A 13,682-nucleotide genomic window follows, 5' to 3' on the forward strand; every position below is an offset into this window, starting at 1 on the left:
ATCGCGGCATTCGAGGGAAGGAACGACATGGACTTTCTGCGATGGCTCTTCGAAGCACAGATTCCCGTAGGCGGATCTGTCCTTGTTCTTCGCGAAGTGCTAGGCAATATTTTCGGGCTCGCCAGCGCCTTGGGCGGCATGCGCCGCAAAGTCTGGGCATGGCCTATCGGGATCGCAGGCAACCTGCTCCTGCTGACGGTCTTTCTTGGCAACGTCTTCGGTGCCGCCTCGCCGGCAACCCTGTGGGGCCAGGCCGGACGCCAAATAATGTTCATCAGCGTCGCAGCCTATGGCTGGTACCGCTGGCGCCAGGGCCTCCAATCAGGCACCCACGGCCGCGCCATTGTGCCCGGATGGGCAAGCCCCAAAGTGCGGATCGCAATGGCGGCAGCCATGATTGCGGGAACAGCCGCGCTGACTCCCGTTTTCGATTCCATGGGTTCCTACCCGCCTGTGTGGGCAGACGCCTGGACCTTCATGGGTTCACTTCTGGCGACGTATGGGATGGCGCGCGGCTGGACCGAATTCTGGCTGATTTGGGTTGCCGTGGACATTGTGGGAGTTCCGCTGCTTTTCAGCGCAGGCTACTTTGCCAGCGCATTCATGTACCTCTTTTACGGGTTCTTCACACTTGCCGGATTCTTTGTCTGGTGGCGCGCAGACCGACGTGAAAGCCGGCCGCTCGAGCCAACGCCCGAGCCGGAAACTGCAGGAGCCCTCTCATGAGCGACGCCTTGAAGCTGAATTTCCCGGAGGCTGAGTCTGCGGCCATGGAAACCGCACTGCACGTGGCCCTCCGGGGACACCGTGGCGCCAATCCCTTGGTGGGAGCGGTCGTGCTCGGGCCCAACGGAGAGCAACTCGTCACGGGCTACCACCGCGGCGCAGGCACGCCCCACGCCGAGGCGGATGCGATCGCCAAGGCGCAGGCAAAAGGTCTGGACCTCGCCGGGACAACCATGGTGGTCACCTTGGAGCCTTGCAACCACATAGGGCGCACGGGACCTTGTGCGCGGGCCATCATTGACGCCGGGATATCCCGCGTGGTCTACGCCGTCGACGATCCCCACGATCCCGCCGCCGGAGGTGCCGGCACGCTGCGCGCTGCCGGAGTGGACGTGCAGTCCGGGCTGGCCGCCGCCGAGGCCTGGAAGCTGAACCGCGAGTGGTTCAATGCGGTGGAAGCGAGGCGCCCGTTCGTCACGCTTCACATTGCCCAGACCCTGGACAGCAGGATCGCGGCCACCGACGGGACCAGCCAATGGATCTCCAGCCCGGAATCGCTGGCCGACAACCACGGACTGCGCCGCTTGATCGACGCCATTCTGGTGGGCACCGAAACCGTCCTCGTGGACAACCCCCGGCTGACGGCGCGGGAAGCGGACGGCGAGGAGTCGCAAAGCCAGCCACTCCGGGCCGTCATGGGGCTGCGGGAGGTCCCCGCCGATGCCGCGGTGCGGGGGAACGACGGTAAGTTCATCCAGCTGCCAACCCGCGATCCTTCAGAAGCTTTGGAGTTGCTGTTCGCTGAAGGCGTCCGGCACGTCATGGTGGAAGGCGGCTCCCGCATCCTGAGCGCCTTCCTTGCCGCGGGTCTTGTGGATGAATTGATCGTCTATGTCGCCCCCACCCTGTTGGGCTCGGGTACACCTGCCCTGACGGATCTCGGCATCTCCACCCTCGCAGACGCCCAGCACTGGAACTGGGACGACGCCGGTGGCGGTGCGGTCCATGCACTGGGTCGCGACCTGCGGCTGCATTTGAGGTCCGGACCATCGGACGGAAACAAACCGGCGTGGACGAAGTCCCACACCGAACACCACGAACCATTTCCGGGCAAGGTCGCCTCGGACACCACCACAGGAGGACACTGATGTTTACCGGAATCGTTGCTGAACAAGGCACGGTCCTGTCCGTCGAGCACGACGGCGAGGCCAGCGCCACACTGCGCCTCATGGCCCCCAGCACCACTGAAGGGCTTGGCCTGGGCGGCTCCATCGCCGTCAACGGCGTGTGCCTCACCGCAACGGACATCGATGGCAGGGAGTTCAGCGTTGACGTCATGGGTGAAACCCTCGTACGGACCACCATCGGTGAACTGACTGCGGGGGACACTGTGAACCTCGAGCGTTGTGTCCAGGCTGGCGGCCGCTTGGACGGCCACGTCGTGCAGGGCCACGTCGACGGCGTCGGGCGGCTTCTGGAGCGCGAGTCGCTGGGCAACTGGGATCGACTCCGCTTCGCCGTGCCGGCCCCGCTGGCACGGTACATCGCCGAAAAGGGGTCGATCGCCGTCGACGGCGTTTCACTCACCGTCACCGCCGTCAGCCCGGCCGAAGAGGAGAACCCCTGGTTTGAAGTGGGACTCATTCCCACCACGCTCGACGAAACCGGGCTCGGGGCCAAGGCCACAGGCGGCCGCGTCAACCTTGAGGTGGACGTTCTCGCGAAATACACCGAGCGCCTGCTGTCCTTCCGTTCCCCGGCAACTGCCGGCGGGGCTGCCCAGTGAGCGCCGCACACAACGGCAGTACCACCGTGGTACGCCAGGGCCTGGACCCCGTCGAGAAGGCTATTCAGGCCATGGCAGCCGGCCGTCCCGTCATTGTCGTGGACAATGAAGACCGCGAAAACGAAGGCGACATCATCTTCGCCGCCGAACACGCGACGCCTGCCCTCATGGGCTGGACGATCCGCTACAGCTCGGGAGTCATTTGCGTTCCCGTCGAGGGTTCGCGGGCTGATGCCCTGGCGCTCCCGCCCATGGTCCTGGTCAATGAAGACGCCAAGGGCACGGCCTACACGGTGTCCTGTGATGCGGCCTTGGGCGTAAGCACCGGTATTTCCGCAACGGACAGGGCCCTGACCGCACGGATTCTGGCTGATTCAAGCAGCACGCCGTCATCGATCACCCGGCCCGGGCATATTTTTCCGCTCCGGGCCGTTAAGGGGGGAGTGCGTGAACGTCCGGGACACACGGAAGCGGCAGTTGATCTCTGTCGGCTTGCAGGGCTCGCCCCGGTGGGCGTGATCGCCGAGTTGGTACATGACGATGGTGAAATGATGCGCCTGGACAGCCTCCGGGAGTTCGCTGCCGAGCACGGATGTCCTCTGATTTCGATCGAGGATCTCGTGGCTTATGTTGTAGCGTCGGAGGCTGAGCACCAGGTTGCAATTCCGGCAGGAAACGAGGAGCAGCGATGACCACAGCGACAACGCACGACGGCGGCACGCACGCGCGTGCACCGCATCCCGTGAGCGGCGGCCCGATTGTCCAGCTACCCACCGCCTTCGGGGAGTTCGTGGCACAAGCGTGGACCGACCTTGCCACCGGTGCGGAGCACCTGGCGGTGAGTTCCCCGAAAACGCCGCGTGCAGGCAAGGCCCCGCTGGTGCGCCTTCATTCGGAGTGCCTCACGGGCGACGTATTCGGCTCGTACCGCTGCGATTGCGGCGAACAGCTGGCCTACGCCCTCGAGCTGATCCGCGAAGAGGGCGGCACCCTGCTCTACCTGCGTGGACAGGAAGGCCGCGGCATCGGCCTGGCAAACAAAATCAAGGCCTATGCACTCCAAGAGGCAGGATTCGACACGGTCGAGGCCAACGAGCAGCTCGGGCTGCCGGTGGACGCGCGCTGCTACAAAGCGGCTGCCCAGATCCTTGCCGAAATGGGGCTTCACGAAATCCGCCTCCTGAGCAACAACCCCGACAAGCAGAACCGGCTTGCCGCGGCTGGCGTGAAGGTTGTGGAGATGGTGCCCACCGAGGTTCCGTCCCGTGAAGAAAACCTTCGGTACCTTCAGACCAAGAAGGACCGCATGGACCACCGACTGACCCTCGGAGACACCGAACCGGCCGGTACCCATGGAGCTACCGGCACTTTTGACCTCGAACAAGACTGAACTGCAGTAACAAGACTGAACTGCAGTAACAAGACTGAACTGAACTGCCAAGACTGAACTGAACTGCCAAGACTGAACGGATTACCACACACCCATGAGCGGACACGGCGCCCCCACCATCGACCTCACCACCCTCAACCCGGAGGAAACCCACCAGCTGAAACTCGCCATCGTGGCTGCCAGCTGGCACACCCAGATTATGGACGGGCTCCTCGACGGAGCACTGCGCGCTGCAAAGGAAGCCGGCATCGCCGAGCCCACCGTGCTGCGCGTCCCGGGGTCCTTTGAGCTTCCCGTCGCGGCGGCACGGCTCGCGCCGCATTTTGACGCCGTCGTTGCCCTCGGCGTCGTCATCCGCGGAGGTACGCCGCACTTTGACTACGTGTGCCAGGCGGCGACGTCGGGACTCACTGAAGTCAGCGTTCGCACCGGCGTGCCGGTGGGCTTCGGCGTGCTCACGTGCGACACCGAGCAGCAGGGCCTGGACCGCGCCGGACTGGAAGGCTCGTCCGAGGACAAAGGGCACGAAGCCGTGACCGCCGCGCTCTCCACTGCGCTGACCCTCAAGCAGTACACCTAGCAATCGATGAAGGGGATGTGGGCGTGCCGGCGCACATTGTGCGTTCGCTCACATCCCTTCCGTCATGCAATGACCCGACAGGCGGTCATCGGCCCCGAGCAAGTAGGCTGTAGGGCGTGAAGAATTTCGAGACGCTGTTCGCAGAACTGAGCGAAAAGGCAGCGACCCGTCCGGCAGGCTCCCGTACCGTCGCCGAATTGGACTCCGGAATCCATGGCATCGGCAAGAAAGTCGTGGAGGAAGCCGCCGAAGTCTGGATGGCGGCAGAGTATGAATCCGATGAAGCCGCGGCCGAGGAAATCTCCCAGTTGCTCTACCACCTGCAGGTCCTGATGCTCGCCAAGGGTCTGGGCCTGGAAGACGTTTACAAGCATCTCTAGCCACGTCCGCTCCGCACGGGCCTGAAAGGTCCTGACGGAGCCCCGCGTGGCCCCCGCGCTCACTGCGCCGTCTCGGAGAACAGTCCCTCTGAGAGCGGCCCCTCTGAGTACAGTGCCGTGAGCACAATGCCTGAAACATCCCCTTCCACTCCCCAAGAAAGTCCCCAATGCTGCGAGTAGCCGTCCCCAACAAGGGATCCTTGTCCGAAGCCGCTTCCGCGATGCTGTCCGAGGCGGGATACCGCCAGCGCCGCGATACCCGCGAACTGGTCATGGTCGATCCCGACAACGACATTGAGTTCTTCTTCCTCCGCCCCCGCGACATCGCGGTGTATGTCGGCCAAGGAACCCTCGACGTCGGCATCACCGGCCGCGACCTCCTGCTGGACGCGCAGGTCGAAGCAGAAGAGCTGCTTCCGCTTGGTTTCGCCGCGTCCACTTTCCGTTTCGCCGGTCCTGTCGGTGACTTCTCCAGCGTCGAGCAGCTTGAAGGCAAGCGCCTCGCGACGAGCTACGACGGCCTCCTGCGCGATTACCTCGCCGAGCGGGGCGTGAAAGCCAAGGTCGTCCGCCTCGACGGCGCCGTTGAGTCTTCCGTGCGTCTCGGTGTCGCTGACGCGATCGCCGACGTCGTCGAAACCGGAAATACGCTCAAAGCTGCCGGAATGGAAATCTTCGGCGAGCCCATCCTCAAATCCGAGGCCGTCCTGATCCGCCGCACCGGCGAGGGTGGTGCCGCAAACGGTACCGCGAAGGAGATCGAGGTCCTGATCCGGCGCCTGCAGGGCGTTCTCGTCGCCCGTCAGTACGTCCTCATGGACTACGACATCCGCAAGGATCTTGTGGAAGAAGCCGCCACCCTCACTCCGGGTCTCGAATCGCCCACCGTGTCGCCGCTGCGCGACTCCGATTGGGTCGCGGTCCGTTCCATGGTTCCTAAAAAGGAAACCAACCGGATCATGGATGAACTGTACGACCTCGGCGCCCGCGCCATCCTGGTCAGCAGCATCCACGCCTGCCGCATCTGACGCCATCCAAGAGAGACAATTCCAGGAGTAGCAATGGCTGTAGCAGTACGGGTCATCCCGTGCCTAGATGTCGACGCCGGCCGTGTGGTGAAGGGCATCAATTTCGAGGGTCTTCGCGACGCCGGAGACCCCGTCGAGCTGGCGCACCGCTATGACAACGCCGGGGCAGATGAGCTCACCTTTCTTGATGTCACGGCGTCTTCCGGCAACCGGGAAACCACGTTCGACGTCGTTCGACGCACCGCTGAGGAAGTCTTCATCCCGCTCACCGTCGGCGGTGGCGTCCGGGGCGTGGCCGAAGTGGACAAGCTCCTGCGTTTCGGCGCGGACAAGGCCTCCATCAACACGGCCGCCGTTGCACGCCCGGACGTCATCGACGAGATCACCCGCCACTTCGGATCCCAGGTACTGGTCCTGTCGGTGGACGCGCGACGGACGAGGCCCGGCTCCGAGCCCACGGCTTCCGGCTTCGAGGTGACCACCCACGGCGGACGCCAGGGAACCGGAATCGACGCCATTGCGTGGGCCAAGGAAGCCGCGGACCGCGGTGTGGGGGAGATCCTCCTGAATTCGATTGACGCCGATGGCACCAAGGACGGCTTCGACCTCGAACTCATCCGCTTGGTCCGTGCGGCCGTCCACATCCCGATCATCGCCTCCGGGGGCGCTGGAGAACCGGCGCATTTCCCGCCCGCAGTGGAAGCAGGTGCCGACGCCGTTCTGGCGGCCTCGGTGTTCCACTTCGGCCCGGATGACATGATCGCCCAGGTCAAGGCAGCGATTCGCGAAGCGGGTTTCCTGGTCCGCTAGCTGGTCCCAACTGACTCGCAGTTAACGTCGTTTTGAGCCCTCATAACGACAACAACTGCGAGTCAGTTGGGGTTTAATGGCGGGTCAGAGGCCGACTTCGGCTGACTGGAGGAGGGCGACGGCGTCCGGCTGGCCTTCGAAGGTGACCAGCGCGTGATGCGTGCGGCCGTGGGCGTGCATCAGGAGTTCACCGGGTTCGCCCACGATGGCGACAGATACGGGAGCCCGCTTGGCGACATGGCGAGGACCGGTGGGGCGGACCAACACGATCCCGAGATCCACGCCGCGGTAAAGAATGGCAGCGCGTTTGATCAATTCGTCCCATAGGGCGTCCGAGTATTCCTCGTCCAGGGCCCGTGGAGCCCAACGGTCTCCGGCCCGGCGGATGTCTTCCGTGTGCACGAAATATTCAATGAGGTTGGAGGACTCGTCGAGGGCCTTGATCTTGAGGGGAGACAAAGCGGGGGGCCCTGAGCGGAAGGTATTCACCAGCTCGGCGTAATCTTCCGTGGTTTTGAGCTTGGAGGCCAGTTTGGCCGTCGCTTTGTCCGACGCCCGGGCGAGGCTCTTGATGACCAAGCCGATGCCGACGGCCGCTTTGCGTTCCCGCAAGTACAAATGCGCAGCGAGGTCCCTTGTCAGCCACCCTTCGCAGAGCGTGGGGGAGTCAGGTCCGGCCGCCAGGAGTGTTTCGGCCAGTACTTCGCGGGAGGGATCGACGAAATGCATCACTTGTGAAACTAGCACGAGACGCGCTCTGTTGCGCAGTGGAACCGCCGCTGATTTTCGGCTCCATATGAGGCACTAGACTTGATCTGATGTCTGAGCAGTCAATACCCCCAGCCGCGCCCGCTGCCGCCTTTGCCGCGGAGCCCGCCGTCGTGCCCGTAAGTCCGCTCCCGCAAGAGCTGGCCGCCGCGCTGAAGCGCGATTCCGCCGGCCTGGTGGCAGCGATCATCCAGCAATTCGACACCGACGAAGTGCTGATGCTCGGCTGGATGGACGATGAGGCGTTGCACCGGACCTTGACCACGGGGCGCGTGACGTTCTTCTCCCGTTCCCGCCAGGAATACTGGCGCAAGGGTGACACCTCCGGGCACGTCCAGTTCGTGAAATCGGTGGCCCTGGATTGCGACGGCGATGCTCTCCTGGTCCGCGTCGACCAAGTAGGCGCAGCCTGCCACACCGGTACACGCACATGCTTCGATGACCGGAGCCTCGCCGCCGTGACAGGCGAGCGGGACTAGCCCACCACACACCATCCACTGAGGCAACCACAAGAAGAGGCGGAGAACACAAACCATGCAGGACCTTGGAATCATCAGCCCAGGCCTGGAGGAGTTCCGCGAACTCGCCGCACACAGCCGCGTCATCCCGGTCCGGCTCAGGGTACTGGCCGACGCGGAGACTCCCATCGGGCTCTACCGCAAGCTGGCCCAGGGCCAGCCGGGCACCTTCCTCCTGGAGTCGGCAGCCGTCGGCGGAGCATGGTCACGCTATTCCTTCATCGGTTCCCGTTCTCGTGCCACGCTGACCAGCAAGGACGGCCAGGCCCACTGGATCGGCGAGCCTCCCGTCGGCGTGCCGGTCGACGGCAGCCCCGTCGACGCCGTCCGCGACACCATTGCGGCCCTCCAAACCGACCGCTTCCCGGACCTTCCTCCGTTCACCTCCGGACTTGTCGGCTTCCTCGGTTGGGAAACCGTCCGGCACTGGGAGAAGCTGACCAGCCCCCCGGAGGATGACCTCCACCTGCCGGAACTGGCCCTGAACCTCGTGACGGACATGGCTGTCCACGACAACATGGACGGCACCGTCCTGTTGATCGCCAACGCCATCAATTTCGACAACAGTTCCGAACGGGTCGACGAAGCCTGGCATGACGCCGTCGCCCGGGTGAAGCGACTGCTGGACCAGATCAGCACACCGGTGAAGCAGCCTGTCTCCGTGTTGCAGTCCGAAGCCCTCGACTTCGCGTCCAGTGTCCAGGAACGCTGGGATGAGCAGGAGTACCTCAACGCGATCGATCGCGGCAAGGAAGCGATCGTCGACGGCGAGGTCTTCCAAGTGGTCATTTCGCGGCGCTTCGAAATGGAGTGTGCCGCGGACCCGCTGGATGTTTACCGCGTGCTGCGCAACACCAACCCGAGCCCGTACATGTACCTCTTCAGCCTCGAAGATCCCGACGGCCGCGAATACACGATCGTCGGTTCCTCTCCGGAGGCCTTGGTGACGGTCACCGGCAATGAGGTCATCACCCATCCGATTGCCGGATCGCGGCCCCGCGGCAAGACCGTCGAAGCCGACAAGGCCCTGGCCACCGAGTTGCTCGCGGACCAGAAGGAACGCGCCGAACACTTGATGCTCGTCGACTTGTCCCGGAACGACCTGTCCAAAGTCTGCGTGGCAGGAACAGTGGACGTCACGCAGTTCATGGAAGTCGAACGCTTCAGCCACATCATGCACCTCGTGTCCACTGTGGTCGGAGAGTTGGCGCCAGGAGCGAAGGCGTACGACGTGCTCAAGGCGACCTTCCCTGCCGGCACGCTGTCCGGTGCCCCCAAGCCGCGGGCACTGCGGCTCCTGGACGAACTCGAACCGCACCGACGTGGCATCTACGGCGGCGTGGTGGGTTATCTGGACTTCGCAGGCGATATGGACATGGCGATCGCCATCCGGTCGGCACTGTTGCGTGAGGGCCGGGCCTATGTCCAGGCCGGCGGCGGCATCGTGGCCGATTCCCACAAACCTTCCGAAGCGCTCGAGACCGTGAACAAGGCGGCCGCCCCTTTGCGTGCCGTGCACACCGCCGGATCGCTCCACAACATTTCCCCGGACGCGGTTTCCGTGGATACCGTCGTGGACGGGAACCCGGCCACGTGAACGCTGCCCGCCCTCAGCCGGCCTCCACAAAGCCTCCCGTGTGGGCGCGGAAGGGCAACGTCGTGCTCGCCATGGCAATTCTTGCCCTCGCCGTTTTCGGGACCACCACCCAGACCTGGATCAACGTCCGGCTCGATCCCGCTGCCGCGGCGAATGCCGACCTCCACGTCCAGGGGAGCAAGGCCGCAACTGCGGTGACCGCACTCGCGCTCGTCGCCCTTGCCGGGGGACTGGCATCGTCCATTGCGGGCAAGGTTTCGCGCTGGATCATTGCGACGATCATCGTGCTTGCCTCGGCAGGCATCATCATTGCCGCGGTGACGGTCCTGGCGGACCCTCTCGGTGCGGCGCAAGGAACCATTGCGGCGACCACCGGCATCTCGGGTGGTCAAGCGGCTGCATCATCCACAGTGTTCCCGGTACTCGCCGTCCTCGCTGCGGGTCTGCTGGCTTTGTGCGGTGGCCTGCTGCCGCTCGCGGGCCAGCACTGGAAGGCGCGGACCAAATACGATGTCGCCAGCCGGGCAGCCCTCGCGGGTTCCGGACCCGTCGACGAGATCGATAGCTGGGACAGCCTCTCGCGCGGAGAAGACCCCACGTAAGACCCGGCTGTCCGGACGCCGGACGATGTCCCGGGCGCGGTCAATAAATGGCAGAATGTAAGCAGTATTCATCCTGAGGAGATTTTCACATGAGCAAAACCACAGTGTCCGCGAGCAAGGCCCCTGTGACCGCTGCCAGCCACAGCGACGCCATCGGCCACGGCAACAGCCCGGCCGCGTGGACCTGCGTGATTGTCATGCTGGTAGGGGCACTGGTGTCCTCCATCGCCTTTGTTATCGCCAGCACCCCCATCTTCATCGCCGGCATCGTCGTGATGGTGGCCGGCCTGATTGCCGGCTGGGCCATGCGCAAGGCCGGCTACGGCGTCGACGGCAGCAAGCTGAAGAACGTCGGCCACTGACTGTGACCGTTCTTGATGACATCATCGTCGGTGTCAGGGAGGACATGGAGGCTCGCCGCCGCCTTGTCGGCCTTGACGAGCTGAAAGAGCAGGCCGCGGCCGCTGCGCCTCCGCTGGACGCCTGGGCTGCCTTGGGCGGTCCGTCAGCCAGCCGCGACGAACTGAAGGTCATCGCGGAAATCAAGCGTCGCAGCCCCTCCAAGGGCGATCTCGCGAGCATCGTCGACCCTGCCGCCCTGGCAGTGCAATACGCCGACGGCGGCGCCTCCGTGATCAGCGTCCTCACCGAACAGCGGCGCTTCAACGGGTCCCTGGCGGACCTGGACGCGGTGCGGGCCGCCGTCGACATTCCGTTGCTGCGCAAGGACTTCACGGTTGACGAGTACCAGATCTGGGAAGCCCGTGCCCATGGTGCGGACCTCATCCTGCTGATCGTCGCCGCGCTTTCAGATGCACAGTTGCGTGAATTCAGCGCGTTGAGCCACGAGCTCGGCATGAACGTCCTGGTGGAAACCCACACCCCCGAGGAAATCGAGCGTGCGGCCGCGGCCCAGGCGCGGATCATCGGGGTGAACGTCCGCAACCTCAAGACGCTCGACGTCGACCGCTCCCTGTTTGCCTCGCTCGCTGGAGACATTCCAGCGGGAGCGGTTGTCGTGGCCGAGTCCGGTGTGCGGAACGCCGACGACGTCGCGCACTATGCGGGGAACGGTGCCCACGCAATCCTCGTGGGCGAAGCCCTTGTGAGCGACTCCACCCCGCGCGAGCGGATCAGTGAATTCAAGGCGGCCGGAGCTGCCGCCATTGCCGTCAGGACCTGACAGGCCTGATTCGCGGCGTGGACCCGGACAGCAGCAGACAACGCGGCTGGTAGCTGTCCTGCGGCCCTGGAAAAACCCAACTACCAACTGAACAGGACGGTGAGACTGATGGTGGACGCATCAACAGCCAACTCGCAGGAGAATGTGGCCGACGCATTCCTACAAGGTGGAGCCTCGCTCCGCAACGCCGCCGGGCCGTACTTCGGCTCCTACGGCGGACGCTGGATGCCCGAGTCCCTCATCGCCGCCCTGGATGAAGTCGAGGACACGTTCGAGAAAGCCAAGGCCGACCCTGAGTTCCTTGCCCAGCTGAAGGACCTGAACAAGAACTACTCGGGCCGTCCGTCGCTGCTCACGGAGGCCAAGCGTTTCTCTCAGCACGCCGGCGGCGCGCGCATCTTCCTCAAGCGCGAAGACCTGAACCACACCGGATCCCACAAGATCAACAACGTCCTCGGCCAGGCTTTGCTTGCGAAGCGCATGGGCAAGACCCGTGTCATCGCCGAGACCGGCGCCGGACAGCACGGCGTTGCCAGCGCCACCGCTGCTGCGTTGCTCGGACTGGAATGCGTCGTCTACATGGGCGCCGAAGATTGCCGCCGCCAGGCACTCAACGTGGCCCGCATGCAGCTCCTGGGCGCCACAGTGGTTCCCGTGACCAACGGATCGCAAACGCTTAAGGACGCCATCAACGACGCCCTCCGCGACTGGGTTTCCAATGTGGACACCACCCACTACCTGCTGGGCACCGCGGCGGGTGCGCACCCGTTCCCGGCGATGGTGCGTTTCTTCCACGAGGTCATCGGGGAGGAAGCCCGCGCCCAGATCCTGGAGCAGACCGGCAAACTTCCAGACGCCGTCTGTGCCTGCATCGGCGGCGGTTCCAATGCCATCGGCATCTTCCACAGCTTCCTGGACGACGCCTCCGTGAAGATCTACGGCTTCGAAGCCGGCGGCGACGGGGTCGAAACAGGACGCCACGCCGCCGCCATCACCCTCGGACGCCCCGGCGTGCTGCACGGTGCCCGCTCCTACCTCATGCAGGACGAAGACGGCCAGACCATCGAGTCCCACTCGATTTCCGCAGGCCTCGACTACCCGAGCGTCGGTCCGGAGCACTCCTACCTCGCGGACATCGGCCGCGTCACGTACGAGCCCATCACGGACACCGAAGCCATGGACGCGTTCCGCCTGCTCTGCCGGACGGAAGGCATCATCCCCGCCATCGAGTCCTCGCACGCCCTCGCCGGTGCCATCAAAGTGGGCAAACTCCTCACCGAAGGCAAGGAAAACCCGGCCGACACGGTCATCATCGTGAACCTGTCCGGGCGCGGTGACAAGGACGTGGAAACGGCCGCCGCGTGGTTCGACATGTTGGATGAAGACGGCAACGTCAAGGGCACTACCCTCTCCACGCGCAAACCCAAAGGCCCGTCCGAACGCAGCAACCTTGAGATCAGCATTGAAGAAGCAAGCGAGGACCAGAACTGATGACTGAGCAGATGACCAGCAAGTCCGCGGCCGCGATCGACCGCGCGAAGGCGCAAGGCCGGGCCGCGCTGATCGGATACCTGCCGGCAGGCTACCCGGACGTTCAGTCAAGCATCGACGCCGGCATTGCCATGGCGCGCAACGGCGCGGACCTTATTGAAATCGGCATCCCGTACTCGGACCCCGTCATGGACGGCGCTGTCATCCAGGCCGCGACCACAGAGGCCATCGCCAACGGTTTCCGCGTCGCCAGCGTCTTCGACGTAGTAGCGGGCATCACGGCAGCCACCGACGCCGCCGTGCTGGTCATGACCTACTGGAACCCGGTAATGCGCATGGGCGTCGACGAGTTCTCACGCAGGCTGGCGGAGGCCGGGGGAGCCGGACTCATCACGCCGGACCTCATTCCGGACGAGGCTGCCGAATGGTTCGCGGCATCGGACAAATACGGACTCGACCGGGTCTTCCTCGTGGCACCGTCGTCTACCCCGGAACGCCTGGCCATGACAGTGGAGGCGAGCCGCGGCTTCGTCTACGCCGTCTCCATCATGGGCGTGACCGGAACGCGGCAGTCTGTCAGCAGCAGCGCGGAAAAGCTTGTCGCCGACACCCATGCGGCCGGTGCCGAGCGGGTCTGCGTCGGGCTCGGAGTCTCCAACGCAGACCACGTCCGCGAGATTGCGGCATACGCCGACGGCGTGATCGTCGGTACCGCGTTGGTCGCGGCCATCCGGGACGGCGGCGTTGACGCCGTCGCGCAACTCACCAAGAACCTCAGCGCCGGCCTTGGCCGTGCAACAGCGCAGGCCTAGAAAAGGAAAAG

The 13,682-nt window shown here is 64.6% G+C and carries 17 protein-coding genes; 16 read left to right on the top strand and 1 reads right to left on the bottom strand.

What is annotated here, in order from left to right:
* Window positions 1–27: 27 nt before the first annotated feature.
* From pnuC to hisF, 9 genes are all read left to right on the top strand, one after another.
* Entirely contained in the window at window positions 28–726 is a 699-nt protein-coding gene (gene pnuC / locus QRN59_RS05490) for a nicotinamide riboside transporter PnuC (protein WP_284981495.1), read from the top strand.
* On the top strand, window positions 723–1,874 hold the full coding sequence (ribD, locus tag QRN59_RS05495; protein ID WP_284981496.1) for a bifunctional diaminohydroxyphosphoribosylaminopyrimidine deaminase/5-amino-6-(5-phosphoribosylamino)uracil reductase RibD: 1,152 nt from the start codon (window positions 723–725) through the stop codon (window positions 1,872–1,874). Before pnuC ends, ribD begins: the two co-directional genes overlap by 4 nt.
* Window positions 1,874–2,512: a riboflavin synthase gene (locus QRN59_RS05500; RefSeq protein WP_284981497.1), complete on the top strand. Its 639-nt coding sequence runs from the start codon at window positions 1,874–1,876 to the stop codon at window positions 2,510–2,512. The genes ribD and QRN59_RS05500 overlap by 1 nt, the downstream gene beginning before the upstream one ends.
* A 71-nt stretch (window positions 2,513–2,583) precedes the next feature.
* Entirely contained in the window at window positions 2,584–3,204 is a 621-nt protein-coding gene (ribB, locus tag QRN59_RS05505; protein WP_502871029.1) for a 3,4-dihydroxy-2-butanone-4-phosphate synthase, read from the top strand.
* Window positions 3,201–3,902, top strand: coding sequence for a GTP cyclohydrolase II (ribA, locus tag QRN59_RS05510; protein ID WP_284981499.1), 702 nt, complete (start codon window positions 3,201–3,203; stop codon window positions 3,900–3,902). The genes ribB and ribA overlap by 4 nt, the downstream gene beginning before the upstream one ends.
* Before the next feature lie 94 nt (window positions 3,903–3,996).
* Complete coding sequence (gene ribH, locus QRN59_RS05515; protein ID WP_284981500.1) at window positions 3,997–4,482, top strand: 6,7-dimethyl-8-ribityllumazine synthase; 486 nt, start codon at window positions 3,997–3,999, stop codon at window positions 4,480–4,482.
* A gap of 116 nt (window positions 4,483–4,598) precedes the next feature.
* Window positions 4,599–4,862, top strand: a complete 264-nt coding sequence (locus tag QRN59_RS05520) for a phosphoribosyl-ATP diphosphatase (protein WP_078105460.1) — start codon at window positions 4,599–4,601, stop codon at window positions 4,860–4,862.
* A gap of 167 nt (window positions 4,863–5,029) precedes the next feature.
* Window positions 5,030–5,890 carry an ATP phosphoribosyltransferase gene (gene hisG / locus QRN59_RS05525; protein ID WP_284981501.1) on the top strand — a complete coding sequence of 287 codons (861 nt, stop codon included), beginning with the start codon at window positions 5,030–5,032 and terminating at the stop codon, window positions 5,888–5,890.
* Window positions 5,891–5,923: 33 nt separating this feature from the next.
* On the top strand, window positions 5,924–6,700 hold the full coding sequence (gene hisF / locus QRN59_RS05530; protein ID WP_236817181.1) for an imidazole glycerol phosphate synthase subunit HisF: 777 nt from the start codon (window positions 5,924–5,926) through the stop codon (window positions 6,698–6,700).
* A gap of 84 nt (window positions 6,701–6,784) precedes the next feature.
* Here the strand turns inward: hisF and QRN59_RS05535 are convergent, their stop codons facing one another.
* Window positions 6,785–7,429 (bottom strand): TIGR03085 family metal-binding protein, encoded by a 645-nt coding sequence (locus QRN59_RS05535; RefSeq protein WP_184739179.1) that lies wholly within the window; start codon window positions 7,427–7,429, stop codon window positions 6,785–6,787.
* Between the two features lie 89 nt (window positions 7,430–7,518).
* On the opposite strand from QRN59_RS05535, the gene hisI reads away from it, so the two are divergent.
* From hisI to trpA, 7 genes are all read left to right on the top strand, one after another.
* Window positions 7,519–7,947, top strand: a complete 429-nt coding sequence (gene hisI / locus QRN59_RS05540) for a phosphoribosyl-AMP cyclohydrolase (protein ID WP_284981502.1) — start codon at window positions 7,519–7,521, stop codon at window positions 7,945–7,947.
* A gap of 55 nt (window positions 7,948–8,002) precedes the next feature.
* Window positions 8,003–9,583, top strand: coding sequence for an anthranilate synthase component I (locus tag QRN59_RS05545; protein WP_284981503.1), 1,581 nt, complete (start codon window positions 8,003–8,005; stop codon window positions 9,581–9,583).
* 71 nt (window positions 9,584–9,654) lie between these two features.
* Entirely contained in the window at window positions 9,655–10,185 is a 531-nt protein-coding gene (locus QRN59_RS05550; RefSeq protein ID WP_502871030.1) for a Trp biosynthesis-associated membrane protein, read from the top strand.
* Window positions 10,186–10,274: 89 nt separating this feature from the next.
* Complete coding sequence (locus QRN59_RS05555; protein WP_234750247.1) at window positions 10,275–10,547, top strand: HGxxPAAW family protein; 273 nt, start codon at window positions 10,275–10,277, stop codon at window positions 10,545–10,547.
* Window positions 10,548–10,549: 2 nt separating this feature from the next.
* Window positions 10,550–11,368, top strand: coding sequence for an indole-3-glycerol phosphate synthase TrpC (trpC, locus tag QRN59_RS05560; protein ID WP_284981505.1), 819 nt, complete (start codon window positions 10,550–10,552; stop codon window positions 11,366–11,368).
* A gap of 108 nt (window positions 11,369–11,476) precedes the next feature.
* On the top strand, window positions 11,477–12,859 hold the full coding sequence (gene trpB / locus QRN59_RS05565; RefSeq protein WP_284981506.1) for a tryptophan synthase subunit beta: 1,383 nt from the start codon (window positions 11,477–11,479) through the stop codon (window positions 12,857–12,859).
* Window positions 12,859–13,671, top strand: coding sequence for a tryptophan synthase subunit alpha (gene trpA, locus QRN59_RS05570; protein ID WP_284981507.1), 813 nt, complete (start codon window positions 12,859–12,861; stop codon window positions 13,669–13,671). The genes trpB and trpA overlap by 1 nt, the downstream gene beginning before the upstream one ends.
* Window positions 13,672–13,682 lie beyond the last annotated feature (11 nt).

It is taken from the genome of Arthrobacter sp. efr-133-TYG-118, from assembly GCF_030209755.1.
In the GTDB taxonomy this organism is placed as follows: Bacteria; Actinomycetota; Actinomycetes; order Actinomycetales; family Micrococcaceae; genus Arthrobacter.

Excerpts from the sequence above, each read along its gene's own strand:
- pnuC (WP_284981495.1), top strand. The coding sequence starts at position 28 with ATGGACTTTCTGCGATGGCTCTTCGAAGCACAGATTCCCGTAGGCGGA.
- ribD (WP_284981496.1), top strand. The coding sequence starts at position 723 with ATGAGCGACGCCTTGAAGCTGAATTTCCCGGAGGCTGAGTCTGCGGCC.
- QRN59_RS05500 (WP_284981497.1), top strand. The coding sequence starts at position 1,874 with ATGTTTACCGGAATCGTTGCTGAACAAGGCACGGTCCTGTCCGTCGAG.
- ribB (WP_502871029.1), top strand. The coding sequence starts at position 2,584 with ATGGCAGCCGGCCGTCCCGTCATTGTCGTGGACAATGAAGACCGCGAA.
- ribA (WP_284981499.1), top strand. The coding sequence starts at position 3,201 with ATGACCACAGCGACAACGCACGACGGCGGCACGCACGCGCGTGCACCG.
- ribH (WP_284981500.1), top strand. The coding sequence starts at position 3,997 with ATGAGCGGACACGGCGCCCCCACCATCGACCTCACCACCCTCAACCCG.
- hisG (WP_284981501.1), top strand. The coding sequence starts at position 5,030 with ATGCTGCGAGTAGCCGTCCCCAACAAGGGATCCTTGTCCGAAGCCGCT.
- hisF (WP_236817181.1), top strand. The coding sequence starts at position 5,924 with ATGGCTGTAGCAGTACGGGTCATCCCGTGCCTAGATGTCGACGCCGGC.
- QRN59_RS05535 (WP_184739179.1), bottom strand. The coding sequence starts at position 7,429 with ATGCATTTCGTCGATCCCTCCCGCGAAGTACTGGCCGAAACACTCCTG.
- hisI (WP_284981502.1), top strand. The coding sequence starts at position 7,519 with ATGTCTGAGCAGTCAATACCCCCAGCCGCGCCCGCTGCCGCCTTTGCC.
- QRN59_RS05545 (WP_284981503.1), top strand. The coding sequence starts at position 8,003 with ATGCAGGACCTTGGAATCATCAGCCCAGGCCTGGAGGAGTTCCGCGAA.
- QRN59_RS05550 (WP_502871030.1), top strand. The coding sequence starts at position 9,655 with ATGGCAATTCTTGCCCTCGCCGTTTTCGGGACCACCACCCAGACCTGG.
- QRN59_RS05555 (WP_234750247.1), top strand. The coding sequence starts at position 10,275 with ATGAGCAAAACCACAGTGTCCGCGAGCAAGGCCCCTGTGACCGCTGCC.
- trpB (WP_284981506.1), top strand. The coding sequence starts at position 11,477 with ATGGTGGACGCATCAACAGCCAACTCGCAGGAGAATGTGGCCGACGCA.
- trpA (WP_284981507.1), top strand. The coding sequence starts at position 12,859 with ATGACTGAGCAGATGACCAGCAAGTCCGCGGCCGCGATCGACCGCGCG.